Annotated in this window: 17 protein-coding genes; 5 read left to right on the top strand and 12 right to left on the bottom strand. The window is 68.5% G+C overall.

The window, feature by feature from the left end:
• The 8 genes from OF380_RS13050 to OF380_RS13015 all read right to left on the bottom strand — a co-directional run bounded on the left by OF380_RS13050 (position 1) and on the right by OF380_RS13015 (position 10,001).
• Positions 1–360 carry a hypothetical protein gene (locus OF380_RS13050; RefSeq protein WP_056355141.1) on the bottom strand — a complete coding sequence of 120 codons (360 nt, stop codon included), beginning with the start codon at positions 358–360 and terminating at the stop codon, positions 1–3.
• A gap of 36 nt (positions 361–396) precedes the next feature.
• Positions 397–3,411: an efflux RND transporter permease subunit gene (locus OF380_RS13045; protein WP_264051099.1), complete on the bottom strand. Its 3,015-nt coding sequence runs from the start codon at positions 3,409–3,411 to the stop codon at positions 397–399.
• Positions 3,412–3,424: 13 nt separating this feature from the next.
• Positions 3,425–5,143: an efflux RND transporter periplasmic adaptor subunit gene (locus OF380_RS13040; protein ID WP_056355134.1), complete on the bottom strand. Its 1,719-nt coding sequence runs from the start codon at positions 5,141–5,143 to the stop codon at positions 3,425–3,427.
• Between the two features lie 742 nt (positions 5,144–5,885).
• Complete coding sequence (locus OF380_RS13035) at positions 5,886–6,143, bottom strand: hypothetical protein (protein ID WP_056355125.1); 258 nt, start codon at positions 6,141–6,143, stop codon at positions 5,886–5,888.
• Positions 6,144–6,242: 99 nt separating this feature from the next.
• A complete protein-coding gene (locus tag OF380_RS13030; RefSeq protein WP_056355122.1) occupies positions 6,243–7,571 on the bottom strand; it encodes an ATP-binding protein in 1,329 nt (442 codons plus the stop codon).
• A complete protein-coding gene (locus OF380_RS13025; protein ID WP_056355119.1) occupies positions 7,568–8,317 on the bottom strand; it encodes a response regulator transcription factor in 750 nt (249 codons plus the stop codon). Before OF380_RS13025 ends, OF380_RS13030 begins: the two co-directional genes overlap by 4 nt.
• Positions 8,318–8,329: 12 nt before the next feature.
• Entirely contained in the window at positions 8,330–9,016 is a 687-nt protein-coding gene (locus OF380_RS13020) for a ZIP family metal transporter (protein WP_056355116.1), read from the bottom strand.
• A gap of 7 nt (positions 9,017–9,023) precedes the next feature.
• A complete protein-coding gene (locus tag OF380_RS13015; RefSeq protein WP_056355113.1) occupies positions 9,024–10,001 on the bottom strand; it encodes a cation diffusion facilitator family transporter in 978 nt (325 codons plus the stop codon).
• Between the two features lie 239 nt (positions 10,002–10,240).
• On the opposite strand from OF380_RS13015, the gene OF380_RS13010 reads away from it, so the two are divergent.
• From OF380_RS13010 to OF380_RS12995, 4 genes are all read left to right on the top strand, one after another.
• Positions 10,241–10,663 (top strand): MerR family transcriptional regulator, encoded by a 423-nt coding sequence (locus tag OF380_RS13010; RefSeq protein WP_056355111.1) that lies wholly within the window; start codon positions 10,241–10,243, stop codon positions 10,661–10,663.
• Positions 10,664–10,795: 132 nt separating this feature from the next.
• Entirely contained in the window at positions 10,796–15,751 is a 4,956-nt protein-coding gene (locus OF380_RS13005) for an AAA domain-containing protein (RefSeq protein WP_264051098.1), read from the top strand.
• A gap of 331 nt (positions 15,752–16,082) precedes the next feature.
• A complete protein-coding gene (locus OF380_RS13000; protein WP_264051097.1) occupies positions 16,083–16,508 on the top strand; it encodes a hypothetical protein in 426 nt (141 codons plus the stop codon).
• Between the two features lie 17 nt (positions 16,509–16,525).
• Positions 16,526–17,359 carry a hypothetical protein gene (locus tag OF380_RS12995; RefSeq protein WP_056355102.1) on the top strand — a complete coding sequence of 278 codons (834 nt, stop codon included), beginning with the start codon at positions 16,526–16,528 and terminating at the stop codon, positions 17,357–17,359.
• A 104-nt stretch (positions 17,360–17,463) separates the two neighbouring features.
• Here the strand turns inward: OF380_RS12995 and OF380_RS12990 are convergent, their stop codons facing one another.
• Positions 17,464–19,860 carry a heavy metal translocating P-type ATPase gene (locus OF380_RS12990; RefSeq protein WP_056355099.1) on the bottom strand — a complete coding sequence of 799 codons (2,397 nt, stop codon included), beginning with the start codon at positions 19,858–19,860 and terminating at the stop codon, positions 17,464–17,466.
• Between the two features lie 77 nt (positions 19,861–19,937).
• Here OF380_RS12990 and cueR point away from each other — a divergent pair, with 77 nt between their 5' ends.
• A complete protein-coding gene (cueR, locus tag OF380_RS12985; protein ID WP_082487872.1) occupies positions 19,938–20,423 on the top strand; it encodes a Cu(I)-responsive transcriptional regulator in 486 nt (161 codons plus the stop codon).
• On the opposite strand, the gene copM is transcribed toward cueR, so the two are convergent.
• The 3 genes from copM to OF380_RS12970 all read right to left on the bottom strand — a co-directional run bounded on the left by copM (position 20,359) and on the right by OF380_RS12970 (position 21,654).
• Positions 20,359–20,790 carry a CopM family metallochaperone gene (copM, locus tag OF380_RS12980; RefSeq protein WP_056355092.1) on the bottom strand — a complete coding sequence of 144 codons (432 nt, stop codon included), beginning with the start codon at positions 20,788–20,790 and terminating at the stop codon, positions 20,359–20,361. The genes cueR and copM overlap by 65 nt on opposite strands.
• 97 nt (positions 20,791–20,887) lie before the next feature.
• A complete protein-coding gene (locus tag OF380_RS12975) occupies positions 20,888–21,130 on the bottom strand; it encodes a hypothetical protein (protein ID WP_056355088.1) in 243 nt (80 codons plus the stop codon).
• A 158-nt stretch (positions 21,131–21,288) separates the two neighbouring features.
• Positions 21,289–21,654: a hypothetical protein gene (locus OF380_RS12970; RefSeq protein WP_264051096.1), complete on the bottom strand. Its 366-nt coding sequence runs from the start codon at positions 21,652–21,654 to the stop codon at positions 21,289–21,291.
• Positions 21,655–21,661: the final 7 nt, after the last annotated feature.

The raw sequence follows: 21,661 nt of genomic DNA, 5'->3' as shown, positions 1-21,661 counted from the left end.
CTATTTCTCGAACCGTGCCTGGATGTTGTGACCGTGCATCTTTGTGGACAGGACCACCTTCGCACCGGCGGCGAGCGGAGCCGGCAGCGTTCCCGAGAGCTTGTTCGGCGCGGCGCCTTTCAGCGCCACCGTCTCGGTCTTGCCGCCCACCTGCACGAAGGCCTTGGCCGTCATGCCCGCGGTGTCCACGGGCTTGCCGTCCTCGCCGATGACGAAGAACGTCAGGTCCTTATCGGTGCTGACCAGCTCAATGGGATGACCGTCCGCGACGGTGGTCAAGCCCCCGTTCGGCCCGGCGGCCTGCGCGGGATGGGAGACGGCCAGGAACGCGGCGAGGACTATGGCGGGAATCGTACGCATCGGAAAAATCCTTTCCTTCGGGTTGAGGGTTCGGGCTCAGAAAGCTTCCACCGGGGTGGTGCGGCGGATGCCTTCGGAGGGAGGAGCTGCGATGGCCTCGGCGCGCAGGCGCTCCAGGGGCTTGTGGCCGAAGGTCAGGAACAGGATCGGCGTAAGGACCGTATCGAGCAGGGTGGCGCTGATCAGGCCGCCGAAGATCGTCACCGCGACCGGGTGCAGGATCTCCTTGCCCGGCGCGTCCGCGCCGATCAGCAGCGGTGCGAGCGCGACCCCGGCTGAAAGTGCGGTCATCAGGACCGGTGTCAGCCGCTCAAGGCTGCCGCGGATGACAAGTTCGGGTCCGAAGGGCAGCCCTTCCTGGATGGCGAGGTTGAGCCAGTGGCTGATCTTTAGGATGCCGTTGCGCGTCGCGATGCCGGTCAGGGTGATGAACCCGATCATCGAGGCGACCGAAAGGGGCTGCCCGGCGATCCAGAGCGCCGCCACGGAGCCGATCAGGGCGAGCGGGATGCTGCCCAGGATGATCAGGGTGAGGACCACCGAGCGGTAGCGGCTGAACAGGAGCGTGAACACCAGCGCCAGCGACAGCAGCGAGAGCAACCCGATGGTGCGGCCGGCCTCGGCCTGGGCCTGGAACGAGCCTTCCAGGCTCGCGACGTAGCCGTTTGGCAGGTTGGCGGCAGCGAGTTGCTCCCTGATGCCGGCCACGACCTTGCCCATGTCGGCGCCCGCCGCGGTGTTGGCCTGCACAACGATCCGGCGCCGCGCGTTCTCGCGCAGGATTTGGTTCGGTCCGTCCGTCTCCCGGATGTCGGCGATCTGCCGCGCCGGAACCCAGCCGGACGGTGTCTCGATGAGAAGGTCGCCAAGGCGCTGGGTGGTTCGCTGCGCATCGGACAGTCGCATGACGACGTCGAAGCGACGATAGCCGTCGACGACCCGAGAGACGACCTGGCCGTTCGAGAGGCGGCTCAGCTGCTCCACCAAGGCCGCGGGCTGCACCCCGTAAAGGGCGGCCCGGGCGTAGTCGACCCGGATCTCCAGCTGCGGGATCAGCACCTGCTTCTCGACCTGCAGGTCGGCGATCCCGGGGATGCCGGCCATGCGCCGGCGCAGGTCCTCGGCAATGGTGCGCAGGGTGTCGAGGTCCTCCCCGAAGACCTTGAGGGCGATCTCGGCCCGAACGCCCGAGAGCATGTGGTCGAGGCGGTGCGAGATCGGCTGGCCCACGTTGACGTTGACAGGCAGCACCGCCAGCCGGCTCCGGATATCGGCGACGAGCTCAGCCTTCGAACGAGCACCCGCCTTCAGGTCGATCTCCAGGTCCGAGGAATGGACGCCCTCGGCATGCTCGTCGAGCTCGGCCCGGCCGGTGCGGCGTCCGATGGAGAGCACGTCGGGGATGTCCAGCAGCATCCGCTCCGCCGCCAGCCCGACCCGGTTGCTTTCGCTGAGCGAGATGCCCGGATTGAAGGTCATGTTGACCGTGAACGAGCCCTCGTTGAACGGGGGCAGGAACGCCCGCGGGAGGAACGTCGCCGCCAGGCCGGCGCAGGCCACTGCCAGGGCGGCCAGAAACATGATCGGGCGACCGTGGCGTAGGGCCGGGCGCAGCATCGCGGCCACGCCCCGCTTGAGCACCCGGATCAGGCCGCTCTCGTGCTCGTCGAGGCGCTTGAGGCCCGGGAGGAGATAGTAGGCCATCACGGGGGTCAGGGTGATCGAGACGACGAGGCTCGCCAGGATCGAGATGATGTAGGCTTGGCCGAGCGGCGCGAAGAGGCGCCCCTCGATGCCCGACAGGGCGAACAGCGGCACGAACACCAGAACGATGACCATGGTCGCGTAGACGATGCCCGAGCGCACCTCCTGGGAGGCCGCGACCACCACGTCGAAGACCGAGCGCGGGTTGCCCTCGGCCCGGTTCTCCCGAAGCCGCCGGAAGATGTTCTCGACGTCGACCACGGCATCGTCGACGAGCTCGCCGATGGCGATGGCGAGGCCGCCCAGGGTCATCGTGTTGATTGACAGCCCGGCGAAGTGGAAGATTACGGCGGTGGCAAGGATCGAGACGGGGATCGCGGTGAGCGATATGGCGGTGGTCCGGACGCCCTTCGGCAGGGAGGCGGTGATGTCCTTGAGCGCGCTCTCCACCGCGGCGGTGAGCTGCACGGTGTCGACGCCCGGCTGCTTCTCGACCGAGACCACGACGGCGGGCGCGCCCATGTAACCGGCGTCGCCGCGCTTGACCTTGGCCGCGAACGACACCTCGGCGACCTGGCGGAGGAAGACCGGCTTCTTCTCGACCGTCGCCACGACCATGTTGCGTAAATCGTCGAGGTTCATCGTCCGGCTGAGGTTCCGGATGAGGTACTCCCGGGCGTACTGGTCCGTGAAGCCGCCGCCGGTGTTGACGCCGAACTGCGCCAACGCCGTCTCCAGCTGGCCATGGGTGACCCCAAGTGCACGCAGGGCCGTCGGCTGGGGCGCCACCCGGAACTGGCGCACCTCGCCGCCCATGGGGATGACCTGGGCGACGCCGGGGATGGAGAGGATGCGCGGCCGGATCGTGAAGTCCGCGATCTCGCGCAGTTGCATGGCCGACACGGTGTCGCCAGTCACCGCCACCATCACGATCTGCCCCATGATTGAGGAGATCGGGCCCATCATCGGGCTGACCGTGGGGGGCAGCTGCGAGCGGGCCATCGCGAGGCGTTCGGAGACCTGCTGGCGGTTGCGGTAGATCTCCGTGTTCCAATCGAACTCGACGTAGATGACCGACAAGCCGACCCCGGAGACGGAGCGGACACGGGCCACGCCCGGCAGCCCGTTCATCTGCGTCTCCAGCGGGAAGGTGACGAGCTGCTCGACTTCCTGCGGGGCGAGGCCTTCCGCCTCGGTCATGATGGTGACGGTGGGCCGGTTTAGGTCCGGGAAGACGTCGACAGGTAGCCGGACCGCGGTGAACGCTCCGTAGACGACAAGCACGGCGGCGATGGCGAGGACGACGAGGCGGTTCCGCAGGGATTGCGTGACGAGGAAGGTGAACATGGCGCCGGTTCCCTCAGCGGACCTGGTTGAGGAGTTCGGCGCCCTGGGTCACGATGCGCTTGCCTGGGCCAACCCCCGACACGACCAGCACGCGGGCGGCATCGAGGGGCTCGACCTGCACCTCGCGCGGTTCGAAGCGCTCGGGCTGCGTGTGCTCGTAGACGATGTTCTGCCCGTTCGAGCCGCGGACCACGCTGACGCGCGGCAGGGCCAAGCCCTTCTGCTGGGTGTCGGTCGCCGCCAGCACCGTGACGAACTGACCCGTGCGCAGTTCGGCCGGTGCGTTCTGCACGGCGAAGTGCATCGGAACCGCCTGGCTTCGGTCGGCGAGGCCCGCACCCATGTACTTCAGCGTCAGCATCCGGCCGTCGGCGAGGCGGGCCGTGGCGTCCTGGGTGCTCGCGAGTGCGTCGAAGCTCAGCGCCTCGATCCAGAGCCGGGCGGGGTCGACGATGTGGAAGACCATCGCACCCGGGTTCGCCATCTGCCCGGCCACCGCGTTGGCCTCGGCGACGACGCCGGAGACGGGCGCGACCAGGGCCTCGGGCTGCTGGCGGACGCCATCCAGGGCGGCACGACGGTCCATCAGACCCTTCAGCTCGGCCTGCGCGTCGTCCAGCTGGACCTGCGAGACCGAGCCGCCCGGCGCCAGCTTCCGGAAGCGTTCGACGCGGCGTTCCATGATGGTGATCTGCTGGTCCAGCTCCCCCTGGCGCTGTCGCATGTCGGAGACGTCCACCGCCTGGACGGGCGGGGTTACGGTCGCTAGCACCTCACCCTTCTTCACCCGCGTCCCAAGACGCGGAAATGCGTTGGACGGCGGCGGCGAGAGGCGCCCGCCGACGGAGGACTGGACCACTCCGCTTCCGTTGGGGTCGGCGATGATCCGGCCCGGCAACTCCGTGGTGCGGGCCAGCACGTCGGACGCCGTGACGATGGTCCGGACGGTCAGAATGCGTTGGGTCGGCTTAGGCACGAACACCGAGCCATCCGGCATGCGCTGGGCCAAATCCTGGGCGCCCATTGTCGCCATCGGCGTGCCCGCTCCCTTCTGTGAGCCCTCGCCGCCGTGGTCGTGCCCTTCATGGGCGAAGGCGGGCGGCCCGAACAGCAGCGCGGCGGCGAGGACCAGGATTCCGAGGGCGGGAACGAGCCGCCGACCTCGGATCAGCAGCGTCACCGCCACTCCCAGCAGGAAGCCGACGCCGCCGATGATCATCGGGAGCGGGTCGGCCTGTCCGAGGTGCTGCCGGAAGTCATGGGCGACGGCCAGCCCGGTCGCCCATGCCGAGGCCCCTCCGCTGGCCTCGGGCGCGGGCAGGTCGGGAACGTTCAGTGTGACTGGGAAAACGTCGGAGGTTCCGCCCGTCTTGACGGTGAACAGGACGTCGTACTCGCCCGGCTTCTCGCTCCAATGGGCGTCGAGACGGTAGCTGCCGTCGGGCGCCACCGCGACCTCCGTGGTCCCCTCTGGCGTTTCCGCGGTCACGGCCGCGTCCGTCACCGGTTCATTGGTGCCAACCCGGTCGACGAACACCGACACGGTGCCGTTGCGGGCGACGGCGACCAATTCGAGCGTATCCGTCGACGACGTGCCTCTTGGGGCGTTGGCGGCGGGGGCGGACTTGGCCTCGTCGCCATGGTCGTGGCCTTCGTGCGCCCGGGGCGCCACCGACCACAAACCGAACGTAAGGACCGCCGCCGCAAGGGCAGCCGGAAGCCGGGTCTTCATCGCGATGCAAGCCTTCTCGTATGGGACATTCGCCGCATCCGAGTGGGAGGCGGCGTCAGGCGCGTCGGCGCGCGCGTCTCATGCGAAGGATCGAGGAGGCTCGGGTAGCGTCTCCGGGACCACGCTCGGAAGGGCCAGATCCGGTCCCGACGCCACGCACCCGGCTTTTCCCCAGACGCCGCGCGCAGTGTCGGAGGCTTGCGTCACGAAGGCTTGGCAGGAGCCGCAGCCCGAACATGCATCCGTAGCGGCGGCTTGGTCGTCGTGCGCCTTACCGGCCGGCATCTCGGTCGCAGCGTGGTCCGGAACCGCGGCGTATTCCGCGGGAGCGCTTCGCTCGGTTGAGTGGTCGTGCCCGGAGTGCCCGAGGCCCACGACCGGCGCCAAGGCGACGAGAACCATGATCCGGAGGATCATGGTGAGCAGCCGCGAAGGAAGCGAGGTGAAGGCCATGGCTTGAAGTCGATACCACATCTTGGGTTCGGGCGCAGCGTGTCATCGCCTCCTCGGGATCCGGCCGGCATCCGAAGGTTGGCGGTGCCCGCCCCGACGGTTCCATCGGGACGGGCGCTTCACGGTACGAGAGGGGGCACTATCGCACCGCGAAGGTTGTGGGCGGGAACGGATCGGCCGTTCGCCGCAAGGGCACAGCCGATACCGGTGGCCAACAACGCGAACACGACCAGGAGGGGTAACATTCGCATTGGCGCGTCCTCACGGTCGCTCTGGCTTGCCGCCGTTGTTATTTCTTGTCGTGGGAATGACCGTGGGCGTGCCCGTCCTTGTCGGAGTGGACCGGCTTGCCGTCCTTGCCGATCTCGCGGGCCTCGCTCACGCGCGGATCGTCCCGATGGGCGGGCCCTCCTGAGACGCCGCCGGTGTTCGGAACGGCGCGTTCGGGATTGGACGCATTCCCATGTCCGTCCTCGGCGGCAAAGGCGGGAGCCGAGAGGCCTGCCAGCAGGCCAGCGGTGAGAATGGCGACGACGGTACGCTTCATGGTGCTTGTCTCCGGGGTCCGACGGCCGAACGGGCCGCTTCGAGACTTGAGATAGCGACCCCGTTTGTCTGCCGGTCGCCTGGTTCGTGACGAAGTGTGTCAGCGATTGCTGCGCGGTAGGGAGATCTGCACCCGTAGCCCGCCCTCCGCCCGGTTACCCAGAACGATGCGACCTCCCTCCGCCTCGACGATCCGGCGGGCGATGGTGAGGCCGAGCCCCGTGCCGCCGGTATTGCGGTTCCTGGACGCCTCAAGCCGTGTGAACGGCTCGAAGGCTTTCGCAACCTCGTCGGGCGCGATGCCAGGACCGTCGTCCTCGACGGTCAGCAGGAGTTCCCCCACGTCCACCGCGAGCGAGACGCAGGCACGGGTACCGTAACGCACCGCGTTGTCGACGACGTTGTCGAGTGCGCGCCGCAAGGCGACTGGGCGCACGGTCGCGAGGGCGCGACCAGGCCCGGTATAGGAAACGTCGCGTCCGGCATCCGAGGACGCGTCGGCGATGCTCATCAGGATGCTCGCGACGTTGGTGACCTGGCGCGGCTCGGGATCTGCGTCGCCCCGGAGGTACGCCAAGGTCGAATCGACCATGGCCTGCATCTCGTCGAGGTCCGAGCCCATCCCCCGGAATTCCTGTCCCTCAGGCAGTCCGTCGAGGCGCAGGCGAAGCCGAGCGATCGGCGTGCGAAGGTCATGGGAGACGGCCGCCAGGGCCTGGGTCCGTTCCGTCACCAAGCGATGGATGCGCTCCTGCATCGCGTTGAGGGCCCGGGCGATCTCGCGGGTCTCGTCGGGGCCGGCCTCCCGGACGGGGACGACTTTGCCATGTCCGATCTCCCCCGTGGCGCGGGTTAGGTCGCGCAGTGGTCCTGCGATCCGGTGGATCAGGACGACGGCGGCGACGCCGACGAGGATGGCCATCGCCGTCGCGAGATAGGCCCACGATCCAAGCCTGGCGAGGCTCGGTGCATGGGCCGAGTGGAAGGTCAGGAAGCTTCCGTCAACGAGCGCCAGCGCACCAGCGAGATCCTCCTCGTGGATGGCCTCGCCGCCGCCGCCCATGGCCAGGGCGAGCCCGGGTCCGAGGCTCGGCTCCGATGCGACCATCCGGGATCTCAGCGACCACATCGCCGGGTCTCCGGCTTGGTCCTGGCGCAGCGGCGAGGTTTTGGACCAGCCCAGCTCGAAATGTGGGGACGAGAGAGCCTTCGCTTCGGCGTCACGTTCGGACGAAGGACGCCTCAGCACCGCCTCGCGCGCCAGGGTGAGTTGGTTGGCGACCTGGCGCGCGAACGCATCGTCCGCCGCGGCCGCCGCGGACTGGCGGTAGAGCAGCAAGGCCCCGCCGTGGACGGTGAGTATGGCCAGGAGCAGGACGGCGACCGTTCGGGCTTCGAGGCTACGGGCCAGCAGAGCGAGGCGGCTCACGCGCGCTCTACCTTGGAGGCGAGCATGTAGCCGGCACCGCGGATGGTCTTGATGACCGCGGGCAGCCCCTCGGGCGGTTCGAGCTTGCGTCGCAGGCGGCTGACAAGGGTATCGACGCTGCGGTCCGAGGGCGATCCGAGCCGGGCGCGGGAGAGTTCGAGGATCATCTCGCGGCCCAGCACACGTCCCGGGTGCTCCAGGAAGACCAAGAGGAGGTCGTACTCCGCGCCGGACAGGTCGACGGCCGCCCCCTCGGGATCCAGGAGCGATCGGCTGCGCAGGTCGAGCCTCCAGCCAGCGAAGGCGAGGGTCTCCGATGTCGGGGCCGAGGGCGATGTCGCCGCGATTGCCGCGCGGCGAAGCACGGCCCGGACACGGGCCAACAGTTCCGGGCGGCCGAAGGGTTTGGCCACGTAGTCGTCGGCGCCGAGTTCCAGTCCGAGCACCCGGTCGGCCTCCTCGTTTCGGGCGCTGACCATGATCACCGGAACCGTGTTTTTGGCCCGCAACGCCCGGAGCAGGTCGAGGCCGGAGGCGCCCGGAAGCATCACGTCGAGCAGGACAAGGTCGATGCCACCGGCTGGAAGGACGCGCCAGAACTCAATGGCGCTCCTGCAGCCGGTGACGCGATAGCCGGCCTCCCGGAGAAGGCGGGTCACGAGCATGCGCAGGCCGTCATCGTCCTCGACGAGCACGATGTGGCCGGTATCACCGCCAAGCGGGCTTTCGCCGGGTTGGAGAACCATCGATTCCTCAGGTCAGCCCATGGTCTGGTCGAGCAGGAGCAGGAGCAGGAAGCCCGCGAAGAACATCGCCGTGACCCAGGGGCGATCCTCGACCTCATGTGCCTCGACCAGGAGTTCCTCGGTGACAAGGTAGAGCAGTGCGATCAGCCCGAAGGCGAGGAAGCCGGCCTGGACAGTGGCCGACAGGGTGGCGACGGGGCCACCGAGCAAGGCCCCCAGCGGAAGCAGGACCACCATGCCCGCGGTCAAGCCGACCACCTTGCCCTTCGAGGAGCCGGAGGCGCCGAGCTCGTTGGCGACAGTCAGGCCGAGGAAGAGCACCTCGATGGTCAACGCCACCGTAAGGAGGAGGCCCGCCTTGGCTCCCGCCGCGAAGGCGATGCCGAGGACGAGGCCGTCCACCAGGATGTCGATGGCCATGACGGACATCAACCCGACGGGCCCCTTCGCGCGTCTGCCCAGGCTCTTGACGAGCAGCATGGCGGCGACGCCCAGGGCCCCGCCGGCCAGGGTCGCCCATGGCGCGCCGGCGTGCTTGAGGTCCGGCAGGATCTCGCCGGCGGCGGCCGCGAAGACGACGCCCGCCGCGAAGTGCTGGATGGCGCTGACCAGGACGGGGCCGGGCCGGAAGTTGACCGCGACGGCGGCGCCGACGATGGCCGCCGCAGCCGGGATCAGGGTGTAGGTCCATGCCTGCATGGCCGGCCTAGACGACCGCGTCGGAGGCGAGCGCGCAGGCGGTGTCCGTGCTGGTCTCGACCTGGAGCGTGGTGTGCCCGATCCCGAATTCGTCCTTCATTTCACTGGCGGCCTGCATCAGGAACCCGTCGCCGGGATGTCCCGCGGGGATGACGAGGTGGGAGGTCAGCGCGGTCTCTGTGGTGCTCATCGGCCAGATATGAAGGTCGTGCAGGGCGACGACGCCGGGCAGGGACAGGAGATGGCGGCGCACCGCTTCGGGGTCGATGCCCGGCGGCACCGCGGCGAGGGACATGACGAGGCTGTCTTTCAGGAGCCCCCAGGTGCTCCAGACGATGACGGCCACGATGCACAGGCTCACCACCGGGTCGATCCATGTCCACCCCGTATAAAGGATCACCAAGCCGGCGATGACCACGCCGGCGGAGACGGCGGCGTCCGCGGCCATGTGAAGGAAGGCGCCCTTGATGTTGATGTCTCCCTTTGCACCGGAGGCGAATAGCCAGGCGGTGATGCCGTTCACGGCGATGCCGATGGTCGCAACGACCATCACAGTCGTTCCGGCGACCGGCACGGGCTGCCCGAAGCGCTGGACCGCCTCCCAGGCGATGGCCCCGGCCGCGACGAGCAGGAAGACGCCGTTGAACAACGCCGCCAGGATCGACGAGCCCTTCATCCCGTAAGTGTAGCGGGAGGTCGGCGCACGCTTGGCCAGGACCGTGGCGGCCCAGGCGACCAGAAGGCCGAGCACGTCGGACAGGTTGTGTCCCGCATCGGCGAGTAGGGCCACGGAGTTGGCAAGGACGCCATAGGTCGCCTCGATGGCGACGAAGCCGACGTTGAGGGCGATGCCGATGGCGAAGGCTCGTCCGAAGCTTGCCGGGGCGTGCGCATGGCCGGGGCCATGCCGGTGTCCCGCATGGGAATGCCCGCCCTGGTGCCCGTCGCCGTGGTCATGTCCGTCGTGGTCGTGCTCGCTTGCCATGTGGTCGGATCCGGTACGGGGGTTCGGTTGTATGTCGGCCGTCGGGAAAAAAACCTCCGGCCCACGTCGCGGGAGAGGTCGGCTCGTGCGTCCGCCAAGTCAGGTCATGAGGTCACCCGTCCAAGGCCTGCGTCCGCTCGGCGGGACGAAATTGGAAAGGTTCGGCAACCACGGAACGTCTTCCTTATCGACCGGCGATGCCGTAAATCCTCTAGTGGCTGGAGGAGCAAGCGGAAAATATGAAACCCCTGCCGATTGGCGCCCTTTCCGAACTGGCCGGCGTGAAGATCCCGACCATCCGCTATTATGAGGGCATCGGGTTGCTTCCGGTCGCGGAACGCACGGGCACCAACCGCCGGACCTACGACGATGCGACTGTGCGACGTCTCAGGTTCATCCGTCATGCGAGGGAGTTGGGCTTCGAGGTGGACGCCATACGGACGCTCCTCGATCTGGCGGACCAGCCGGACCGCCCCTGCGGCGATGCCGATGTCATCGCCCGGCGGCACCTCGCCGACATCGATAACCGCCTATCCCGCCTGACCGCCCTCCGCACCGAGGTGCAGGCCATGGTCGACCAATGCGCGAGAGGCAGCATCGCCCAATGCCGGGTCATCGAGGTCCTCGCCGACCACGAGGAATGCCTTCACGAGGCTCACTGAGCACGCAAACGGATTGGGGTGGGCATCTGCCTTGAACAAGCCGGGGACGCTTGACGCCGCCCGGAGGCGTGTCGGACTGTCCCGCTCGGAAGCTTCGCCCAGGACACGCGGCCGGAGTAGCGCTCCCGGGCAATGACCAAGCAAGTGACGCTAGATCCCGCCGGCGAACGGCTTCACGGCCTGCTGGGCTACGTCGAGCAGGTTGTCAGGCTCGACGAACGGGCGACCATGCGACTCGGCGAGCATCGTCTCCCGACCGGCCAGGCTTTCACCCTCCATCAGCATGAGCTCCACGCCTTGCCGGGCGTCAGGCACGACCTCGTCGACGAGGAGGGTCCGATCTGGCTGGCGGTCGAGCGGCTGCGGCGGAGCGGGCCGCCGGCACCGCCCGAGACGGCCGCGGAATGGCTTGAACTGGCTCCCGATCCGGAGAGACGGCCGCAGCTTCGCCCGTTCCTGATCCGGACGGTCCCGGCCGGCGAGAAGGATGCCCTCGTCTCCGATGGGTTGGCACGAGCCGAGGATTGCGCCGAGGCACTCGCCCAACCCGACAAGGACGTCCGCCTCTGGGACGTGCGGCTCCGGCTCGAAGACAGGGATGACCTGAGGACGGCCGCGGAGGCCTGGATCACCGAGCGGTGGTTACCCTGGTCGCTGGCGGAGGGGCCCGTCCGTCGCTCCCTTGCCTTGTACCAACGCCTGTTCGAGGTGGCGCAGCTGTCCGAACTCGGCGGCGGGGAGCGCCCGTTCGAGCTCGTCTGGGGCATCGGCCTCGCGCGCTGGCGAAAGGACGCGCAGGAGATCGACCTGCCCCTGGTGGAACGCCTGGTCGAGATCGAGGTCGACGATGCCGGCGGCGCCGAGATCCGGGTTCGTCCCCGTGCCGCCGCGGCCGCCGTGAACCTCCGGGCCTACGAGGAGCTGGGCGTCGAGGGCGTGACGCTGGCCCACGACGCGGCCCGGCGCGCCATCGCCATCCTCGATCCGGACGAAGGCATCTCGCCCTACCGGCGCGACAGCTTCGAGCCGATCCTCCGGTCCTGCCAGGCCAGGCTGGACGTCGAGGGTGGATACCTGCCCGACCGTCTGACGCTCGCACCCGGCGAACCCGTTCCGGCTGCAGGGGAGAACCTGTCGGTGTCCGACCGCTGGGTGCTTTTCGCCCGCCGCAGGTCGGACAGCTTCCTGCTCGCGGACATCGAGAACCTGAAGCGCTCCGTCGAACGTGCTGCGCAGGAGCACGGTCTGCCGGGTCCGGCGCGGACGCTGGTCATGGGGCCGGCCGACGAGCCGTCGCGGGACTTCTGGAGACCCTTGAGCGACCGGGTAGGCGGGACGGCCGAGCGCGCGCCCGAGCCGGAAGGCGCATCCGAGGCAGGCGACCTCTTCTTCCCCAAGCCGTTCAACGACGAGCAGATGGAAATCGTGCGGCGGCTCGAAGCCACCGACGGAATCGTGGTTCAGGGCCCGCCCGGAACGGGCAAGACCCACACCATCTCGAACATCATCTGCCACTACATGGCGACCGGTCGGCGCATCCTGGTCGTCTCCCATGGGGAGCCGGCCCTGGCCGTTCTACGGGACCAACTACCCGACGGGGTCCGCGACCTGGCGATCAGCATTACCGCGACCGAGCGCGAGGGCTTTCGGCAACTAGAAACTGCGGTTCGCCTCCTGCAGTCGGTGGTCGAGAGCATCAAGCCGTCGGAGCAGGCACGGCTGATCCGTGACCTGGAAGCGTCGGTCGTGGGGCTCCGGGGCCGGCTGGAAGCTGTCGACGCCGAGATCGAGCGGTTCGCACTCCGCCAACTCTCCCCCGCCTTTGGTGACGAGCGTCCCGCCGAGCTCGCGCGGCGGGTTGCGCACTCGGCCACGCGGCATGGCTGGTTCGAGGACCGTCCGGGCGACGCCTCCTCCGAGGCGACACCGCGGGACGAAGACGTCGCCGCCCTGCGCACGGCCCGCCTCGCCTTGGGAACCCGCCTCGAACACATCGACTGCGTCCTTCCCTCCGTCCACGACCTGCCGGACGGCGATGTCCTCGCGAGGCTCCACGACGATCTGGTCCGGTCCGTCCACCTTGCCGAGGCTGCGGCGAGCGAACCCTCGATCCGAGTGCGGATCGCGTCCCTGCAGGACGTGGCCCGAGCGCTTGAGGCAGCTTTCGAGCTGGGGGCCCTGCGCCGCGCCAAGCACCTCTCCGATGGCGCTCCCTGGCTGCAGCCGTTGGCTGAGGATATGCTGTTCGCGACCGGCGAGAACCGCCTCGTCGACCTTGTCAGGCGCTTCGCCGAGGATGCCCGACCTGTCGCTCGCGAGCGGGAGCGGTACCTCGGCCTTCCCGTTGAGCTTCCCGAGGGCTTTGGCCCCGCATCCCAAGAGGTCGCCGGCATCGTCCGCCGCCTCGCTGCCGACGAACCGGTGTTCGGCTTCTTCGCATTCCGCGAGAGGTCGCTGCGTCCCACCGTCGACGCCATCCGGGTGCAGGGGCACCCTCCGGCCGGACCCGGGGAATGGGCACATGTTCGTGACCATCTGGCTTGGCGGGATGCGGTCGCATCGCTCGCGATCCGCTGGCGGGCGTTGGCGGAGGAGATCGGCGCTCCCTCCGTCGCCACGGCTCGCGAGCTCGACCAGCTCGTTGCCACGCTCGATGCCGTTCTGTTTGAGGCGGAACGCGCGACGAAGGTTCTCAGCGCTACGTTCGCCGCCCTTGTTCCGGGTGGCGGGTCCGTCCGCGACCTTTGGCTGGATCGCCGTCGGCTCGATCTCGTCGAGGCAGCCTTTCGAAATGCCGCGGCCGCGGCGCAACTCTCGGCCTCCCGGAGCGAGATCGGCCGGCTTCAGACCTTTTTCCCGGAGACGGCAGGAAAGATCGGTCAGCTCGCCCGCAACTTCCTGTCGGAGGCAGTCGGGCGTCAGGGGGTGGAAGGGGAGCAGGTCTCGCATCTTTGGTCGGCCCTGCGTCGCCAGATCGAGGACCTGGGGCAGAGCCGAGCCCACTTCGATGTCGTTCGAGAGGTCACCGAAGCCGTCCACGCGTGCGGCGCGCCGATCTGGGCTTCGCGCCTTCGACGGGAACCGGCCAAGGACCTGGCCGACCCGCTGCTGCCGAAGGAGTGGCGCGAGGCCTGGGAATGGGGCGCGATGGCCGCCTACCTGGGGCGGATCGATGACCGGGACAGGCTGAGGTCGCTTGCGGACGAACGCGTCCGGCTGGATGCCGAGGTGCGGAAAACCTTTGAAGGGCTCGTCCGCGAGCGCACCTTCTACGAGCTCGGTCGCTCGATGACCGGTACGGTGCGTGCGGCCTTGATGATGTTCGCCACGGCCCTGCGCAAGACGGGCAAGGGCACCGGCAAGGGCGCCGTGCGCCACCGACGTGACGCCCGCCTGGCCATGGCGCAATGCTACGCCGCCATTCCATGCTGGATCATGCCGGCTTGGCGCGTCGCCGAGCAGCTGCCCGGCGAGGTCGGTTCCTTCGACCTCGTGATCATGGACGAGGCCTCGCAGTCGGACATCCGCGAGCTTCCGGCCCTGCTCCGCGGCAGGAAGATCCTCGTGGTCGGCGACGACAAGCAGGTGAGCCCGAGCGCGGCGTTCATCGAGAACGCGAAGATCGACCGGCTCGAACACGGCTTCCTCAAGGGCCAGCCCTTCCGAACCCTCCTCCTGCCGGGAGCCTCGCTCTACGACCTCGCCAAGGTGATGTTCCCGGACAAGCTGGTCATGCTGCGGGAGCACTTCCGCTGCGTCGAACCCATTATCCGGTTCTCGATGCAGTTCTATCCCGAACCCCTGGTCCCCCTTCGCGTGCCCACCGCGCACGAGCGGCTCGACCCTCCCCTCGTCGACATCTACGTGCCGGACGGACGCCGCAAGGGCGACAAGCAGAACCCCCGCGAGGCCGAGGTGATCGTCGACGAGATCCGCAAGCTCGTCGACGACCCGAGCCTTGCGCGCGTGGAGGCCCTGGACCGCTGGCGAACCATCGGCGTCGTGTCCCTGATCGGGGCGAAGCAGGCCGCCCTCATCAACCGCATGCTCCTGGACGAACTCGGCGAGGAACTCGTGAGGCGACACCGCATCGCCTGCGGAGACAGCGCCACCTTCCAGGGTAACGAGCGCGACGTGGTCTTCCTGTCGATGATCGCCGATCCGGACAGCAAGCAGGCCCAGACCGCCACCCAGTTCGAGCAACGCTTCAACGTGGCACTGTCCCGGGCCCGGGACAGGCTGGTCCTGGTGCGCTCCGTCCGGGAGGACGAGCTCAAGCCCGACGACCTCAAGGCGCGCGTGATCCGGCACTTCCGCGAGCCCATGGCCGGCGCCGAGGCCCGCTCGGGAGACCTGGAGGCACACTGCGATTCCGATTTCGAGCGCGACGTTCTTCGGCGTCTCGTCGAGCGCGGATACCGCGTGACCCCGCAGGTGGGCGCGCTCGGGTACCGGATCGATCTCGTCGTGGAGGGCGTGAACGGGCGTCGTCTCGCGGTCGAATGCGACGGCGACAGGTACCATGGGCCGGAGCGCTGGGCGGACGACATGCGCCGCCAGCGCATTCTGGAACGGGTCGGTTGGCGCTTCTGGCGTTGCTGGTCGTCGAGCTTCACCCTCGACCCGGATGGATGCATGCTGGACCTGTTCGAGACGCTCGAACGGTCCGGCATCGAGCCAGGAGGAGCTGCAGAGAGCCAGCCATCCTATACCGCGCACCGGACGGCTCCGACGTCGCGGGAGCGAGCGGAAGGACGGCCGGAGGCCGGTGCTTCACAGGACCTCCTCGAACCACGCGCCGAATGCGACCCGCTGGAGCGCGCCGGAACCCCGAAAAGCGTACCTTCGAAAGAAGGGATACGTGCCGGCGACCGGGTCGTGGTGCGCTACCTCGATGACAATAGGACGGCGACCTTCACGCTTGGGCATGGATCCCACGACGAGGTGAACGGACAGCTTCCCATCAGCTCACCCCTGGGGTCGAAGCTTCTCGGGGTATCGGAGGAGGACGAGATCGAGTTCGACGCGGGCGGGCGCATCCGTCGCGTACTGGTATTAAGAACTGAGCGGCCGCGTGCAGCCCTTTGATCGAGCGTGTCGTCGCTCGGTTGGTTGAGCGGCTTTGCGAACTACCTCGTGTCCGGAAATCCTTGCGGCCTGCTGGAACGTGCGCTTAAAGGCACATGTTGATGCGGTGGAGCCGTTGGCACCCCATATCACCGTTGCAGACGGCCGGCGGAGGTGTACCATTCACCCGCTGGTAACCGCATCCATTCCAGCGTGAGGCCGAACCCCTTTGATGGCCAGTCCCGTCGACATGACCGAGTATCGCACAATGGCGGAAAACGCCCTTCGTGCCAGTCGGGCAACCGGCAGTCGCCGGGTCGTGAGCAATCGCGGGCCCGAGCATGCGCGCGCCGTGACCGACGTGCTCGTTACCAGCGCGGAGCGACATCTCGCGTTCCTGTGCGGGTACTTCTCGTCGGATATCTTCGATGCCTCGAAGACCCGCGAGTTCCTCGACGGTCCCGGCGCCCAGATGTCGGTCCTGCTGGACCACATGCCGGATGCTGCCCATCGTTCCGCGCTGTCCGAACTCGGCGCATACATGGTCGGCGACGACCCAAAGCTGAGGGTCCGTCGTCTCGAACATCCGGCCACGGTGCATTTCGGCATCGCCGACGAACGCGACGTTCGGATCGAGACCGACACCCAGTCCCGAAAGGCCACGGTCGTCTTCGGCGACCCCGTCGTCGCGCGTTCCGCAACCCGCAAGTTCAAGTCGCTCTGGGATGCCGCGGTACCGGTCACCGCCCAGGAACTCGGCGCCTCCGCGACCCGCTAGGCGAACGGTCCCGCCCCATGCGTGCGTTCGGATTGCTCGCCCTCGGCGTCCTGGTCGGGCTTGCTGTCTATCACGTGCTCGGGGTGACCGGGGTCTCCGCTATGGTGGAGCACTTCCACCCGAAGTTCGACACCCCAGACCTGAGGCGCCTTGCGGCCGATGAGAACCGCAAGGCGCTTGAGGTCATTTTCGGCACCATCATCACCCTCGGGGGCATCACCCTCACCTGCACCGTGGGGTATCTCTCCCTACCACAGGAACGCTTTAGCGAGGCCGCGCAACGACTGGCACAGCAGGCATTCGGGGAGATGTACCAGAACCGGGAGGAATCCTCCGAGCAGTTGAAGCGGGCGCAAGCCGCCATTGAGAAGAACGAAAAATCCCGTCCCTCACTCATCGCCCTCTACACGCTGATTAGCATCCACTCCATTGCGCCCTGGACCTTTCGGCCCTGCCACAAGCAGCTGCAGGCCCTAGGGAACGGTCTGCGGAACGTCTGGCGGGGAACCCGCATCGCGGTGTTCGTACGCGCAGGCGACGTTTCCTGCGTCGCCTGGCTCGCGGGGCTCACTGCCCTGACTGTGCTGTTCGCCGCCCTTTTCATGGTCCGGCTTGTAGCCCTCGATGCCGTCGTGGACGGGCCCTGGCCGATGATCACCGACCTCGCCCAGCTCGGCGCCCTCTTCACGCTCGTCGCACTCGTCCTCGTCATGGGCATCGCCATCGCTCGGGCGGTCACGGCCCAGTCGGTCAGGCGTGCCATCGAGGAAGCCCGTGAGCAGGAGGAAGGCCGTTTGGCGGACGAGGCCACCCGCCTGATCGATCAGACCGGCGAGGTCCTCGGCGCCTAGCTCTGGACCGGGGCCTGTGCTGGATGCCGTCCGCGAAGCTTGCCCCTTCACGCCCCTCCACGATGACGCACCGCTTCCGGAAGGATGTACCGCCACGGCGTCTTCTAAAGCCGCACCGCCCGCAGCCGCAGGGCGTTCCCGATGACGCTGACCGAGGAGAGCGCCATCGCCGCGGCCGCGATGACCGGGGACAACAGGATGCCAAGAAACGGATAGAGCACCCCGGCCGCCACCGGCACGCCCGCGGCATTGTAGATGAAGGCGAAGAACAGGTTCTGGCGGATGTTGCCCATCACCGCCCGCGACAGGCGCCGTGCCCGCACGATGCCCATGAGGTCGCCCTTGAGCAGCGTCAGCCCAGCGCTTTCGATGGCCACGTCGGTCCCCGTTCCCATGGCGATGCCGACGTCGGCCGCGGCGAGCGCCGGGGCGTCGTTGACGCCGTCGCCCGCCATGGCGACCACCTGCCCCGCCGACTTGTGCCTCTCGACCACGGCGGCCTTCTGGTCGGGCAGCACCTCCGCCTCGACCTCCTCGATGCCGAGCCGACGCGCCACCGCCTCGGCGGTGGTCCGGTTGTCGCCCGTGAGCATGACGACACGGATGCCTTCGACCCGGAGCGCGGCCAGTGCCTCTGCCGTCGTCGCCTTGACCGGGTCGGCGATGGCGAGGACGCCGCCCACGCGTCCGTCGACGCCGACGAAGATGGCCGTCGCCCCGTCCCGCCTCAGGTCATCGGCCTGGACCGCGTAGGCGGAGACGTCCACGCCCTGCTCGCGCAGGAAGCTCGCGTTGCCGAGCGCCACACGCCGTCCCTCGACGGTGCCGAGCGCGCCCTTGCCCGTCGGGCTGTCGAAGCCGGTGACCGGGGCGAAGGCCAGCCCCCGCTTCTCGGCGGCCGCCACGACCGCGACCGCCAAGGGGTGTTCGCTCGCGCGCTCCACGCTTGCCGAAAGCCGCAGGACCTCCGCCTCGTCGAAGCCCGCCGCGGGCACGATCCGGGTGACCGTGGGCTTGCCCTCCGTCAAGGTACCGGTTTTGTCGACCACGAGGGTCGTGACCCGCTCCATCCGCTCCAGCGCCTCGGCGTTCTTCACGAGCACCCCGGCCCCGGCGCCCCTGCCGACGCCGACCATGATGGACATCGGGGTGGCGAGCCCGAGCGCGCAGGGGCAGGCGATGATGAGAACGGCCACGGCGGCCAGGAGGGCGAAGGTGAAGCGCGGCTCGGGGCCGAACGCCATCCAGGCGACGAAGGCCAGCAGCGCCACGCCGATGACGGCGGGCACGAACCAGCCCGCCACCCGGTCCGCGAGGCGCTGGATGGGGGCCCGGCTGCGCTGCGCCTCGGCCACCATCTGGACGATGCGGGCCAGCATGGTGTCCCGACCAACCTTGGTCGCCTCGATGACGAGCGAGCCGGACTGGTTGAGGCTGCCGCCGATGACCGTGGCGCCGGCCTCCTTCGTGACCGGCATCGATTCCCCGGTCACGAGGCTCTCGTCGACCGAGCTTCGACCTTCGCTCACGGTTCCGTCGACCGGCACCTTCTCGCCCGGGCGCACCCGCAGGCGGTCGCCGACGCGGATGTCCTCCAGGCGAACCTCGTCGTCGGTGCCGTCCGGATGAAGGCGCCGGGCGGTCTTCGGCGCCAGGTCGAGGAGCGCCCTGAGGGCCCCGCTGGTGCTCTCGCGCGCCCGCAGTTCCAGGACCTGGCCGAGAAGCACCAGCACGGTGATGACGGCCGCCGCCTCGAAGTAGGCCGGCACCGCCCCGCCGTGACCGCGCAGCGCCTCGGGGAACAAGCCGGGAGCGACGGTGGCGACGACGCTGTAGGCCCAGGCCACCCCGGTCCCGAGGGCGACGAGGGTGAACATGTTGAGGTTGCGCGAGCGCACGGAGTGAAGGGCCCGCACGAAAAAGGGCCAGCCGGCCCAGAGCACGACCGGCGTCGCGAGCGCGAACTGTATCCAGTTCGAGGCCTGCTGGCCGAGCCGCTCGGTCAGGCCGAAAAGATGGCCGCCCATCTCCAGCACGAAGACCGGAAGCGTCAGGACGAGCCCGACCCGGAACCGGCGCGTCATGTCGACGAGCTCCTCGCTCGGGCCAGCGTCCGCGCCGACCATGGCCGGCTCCAACCCCATGCCGCAGATCGGGCAGGCGCCGGGGCCGACCTGGCGCACCTCCGGATGCATCGGGCAGGTGTAGATCGTGCCTTCGGGCACGGGATCGGACTTCGCGGCGGCTTGGGCCGGGTCGATGTACCGGACCGGATCGGCCTCGAACTTCGTTCCGCAGCCTGTCGAGCAGAAGTAGTACGGGTGCCCGGCATGCTCGGCCCGATGCTTCGCCCTGTGAGGGTCGACCGTCATCCCACAGACGGGATCCTTGACCGTCCCGGCGCCGGCGGGCGGCTCGACCTGATGGCCATGCGCGTGGTCATGCCCGGCATGGGCACCGTGGGGGTCTGCATGGTCGTTCGCTGCGGTGCCGTGGATCATGATCGTGTTCCCGTTCGTCGATGTTGCCTAACGGTGTGCGCCTTCCCATCATGGGAAGGTCAACCATGGGGATCGTCATGAACATCGGGCAGGCGGCGGACGCATCGGGGGTCTCAGCCAAGATGATCCGCCATTACGAGAGCATCGGCTTGGTGCCCCAGGCCGACCGCCGGGACAGCGGCTACCGCGACTACGACCCGGAGGACGTGCACCGGCTCAGCTTCGTCCGCCGGGCTCGGGACCTCGGCTTCCCGTTGGAACGCATCCGGGTCCTTCTGGGATTGTGGGGCGATCCCACACGCAGCAGCGCCGAGGTGAAGGCCCTCGCTTTGACCCACATCGAGGAACTCGAAGAGAAGGCCCGCCACCTTCAGGAAATGGCGGACGTCCTTCGTGGTCTGGCCGACGCCTGCGACGGGGACGGACGACCCCACTGCCCGATCATCGAGGGACTGGAGGCCGGATCCGTGCCGGCCTCCAGCCCCTCGGGTGAACGGCTTATTTCGCGTTCTTCTTCAACCAGCCTTCCATCTCGCCGATCTCCTTCTCCTGGTCGTCGATGATCTTCTGGGCCATCGCCTTGGTCTCGGGGTCCTTGGCGTGCTTCAGGGCCACCTTGGCCATGGCCACCGCGCCCTTGTGGTGCGGGATCATGTGGGTGCGGAAATCCACGTCCGGGTTGCCGGTGTAGGGCACGTGCATGTCGTGCATCATCGCCATGTCGGCGGCCTTGAAGTCCTTGGTCGAGGCCGGGTCCTTCGGGTCCGGCTTCATGTCGTTTATCATCTTCATCATGTCTTCGTCATGCGACGCCTTCGGGTCGCCGGGCATCTCGTGCCCGCCGTGGGAATGGGTCGACTGGGCGAGGCTCGGCCCAGCCGTTCCGAGGCCGAGCAGCGCGGCCAGTGCAATCGTGCCGATGGTCTTCATGGTCGTTTCCATTCCTACGTGACGTAACTTGGTGGTGGGGCAGTGGGAGCCCTGCGCCCTGGACGGACGCATGAGGGTTCCCGGTCCGGGCGGCCGATCAGCGGTTCCGGGACGGCTTGGAGGCCGATCCATCGGGATGGGCGTGGTCCATGCGTTCACCCGACCCCGTCGAACCCGTCTCGCCGGGGCGCGCGTCGTGGGCCGGCCCACCCGAGGTGCCACCACGGTTCGGCGTCGGCTGGGTCTGCTGCTCGGCGTTGGCATTGCCCTGGTCGTCGGCGAGGGCCGGGGTTGCCGCCGAGAGGGCGATCAGCAGGGCGGCGGCGGTCATGGTCTTCATGGCTTCGGTCTCCTTGGTTCGTCGTGTTGGACAGGCCGGCAAAGCGTTTTCCGGCCGGTGGCTCGAACAGGAGGGACAGCCTTCGGCGGTCCTCCTGCATCCCTGCACGGGATCGGTCGGTCCCCTCCGGCCCGCGTCCGGGGCCGGAGGGCCGCTGGTCAGTTGAACTTGCCGCTCGTCGTCGCGCCGTCCGGGGCGGTGAGCTGGACGGCGCCCTTCGGGCTCTCACCGAGCGCCACGGACGCCTTGCCCGAGAGGCGGTTGGCGTCGGCCGGTTCGAGGGGCACCCGAGCCGGCTTGCCGCCGACGACGAGGATGGCGGTGCCCTTGAAGCCGGTCGCCGGAACCGGTTTCTGGCTGCCGTCCGTGACGAACACGTCGACGCTTTCGCCCTTGGCAACGAGCTCGACGTGGTACTTGCCGGCATCCGTCACCCGGCCGCCGTGCTGGCCGGACACCTCGTGCGCGTGGACCGGCAGGGCGAGCAGCACGCCCGCCATCAGGGCCATTCTCCAGGGAATCATCGGGTTT

It is taken from the genome of Methylobacterium sp. FF17 (genome assembly GCF_025813715.1).
Taxonomy (GTDB): Bacteria; Pseudomonadota; Alphaproteobacteria; order Rhizobiales; family Beijerinckiaceae; genus Methylobacterium; species Methylobacterium flocculans.
This window is presented reverse-complemented; position numbering and strand designations above follow the sequence as displayed.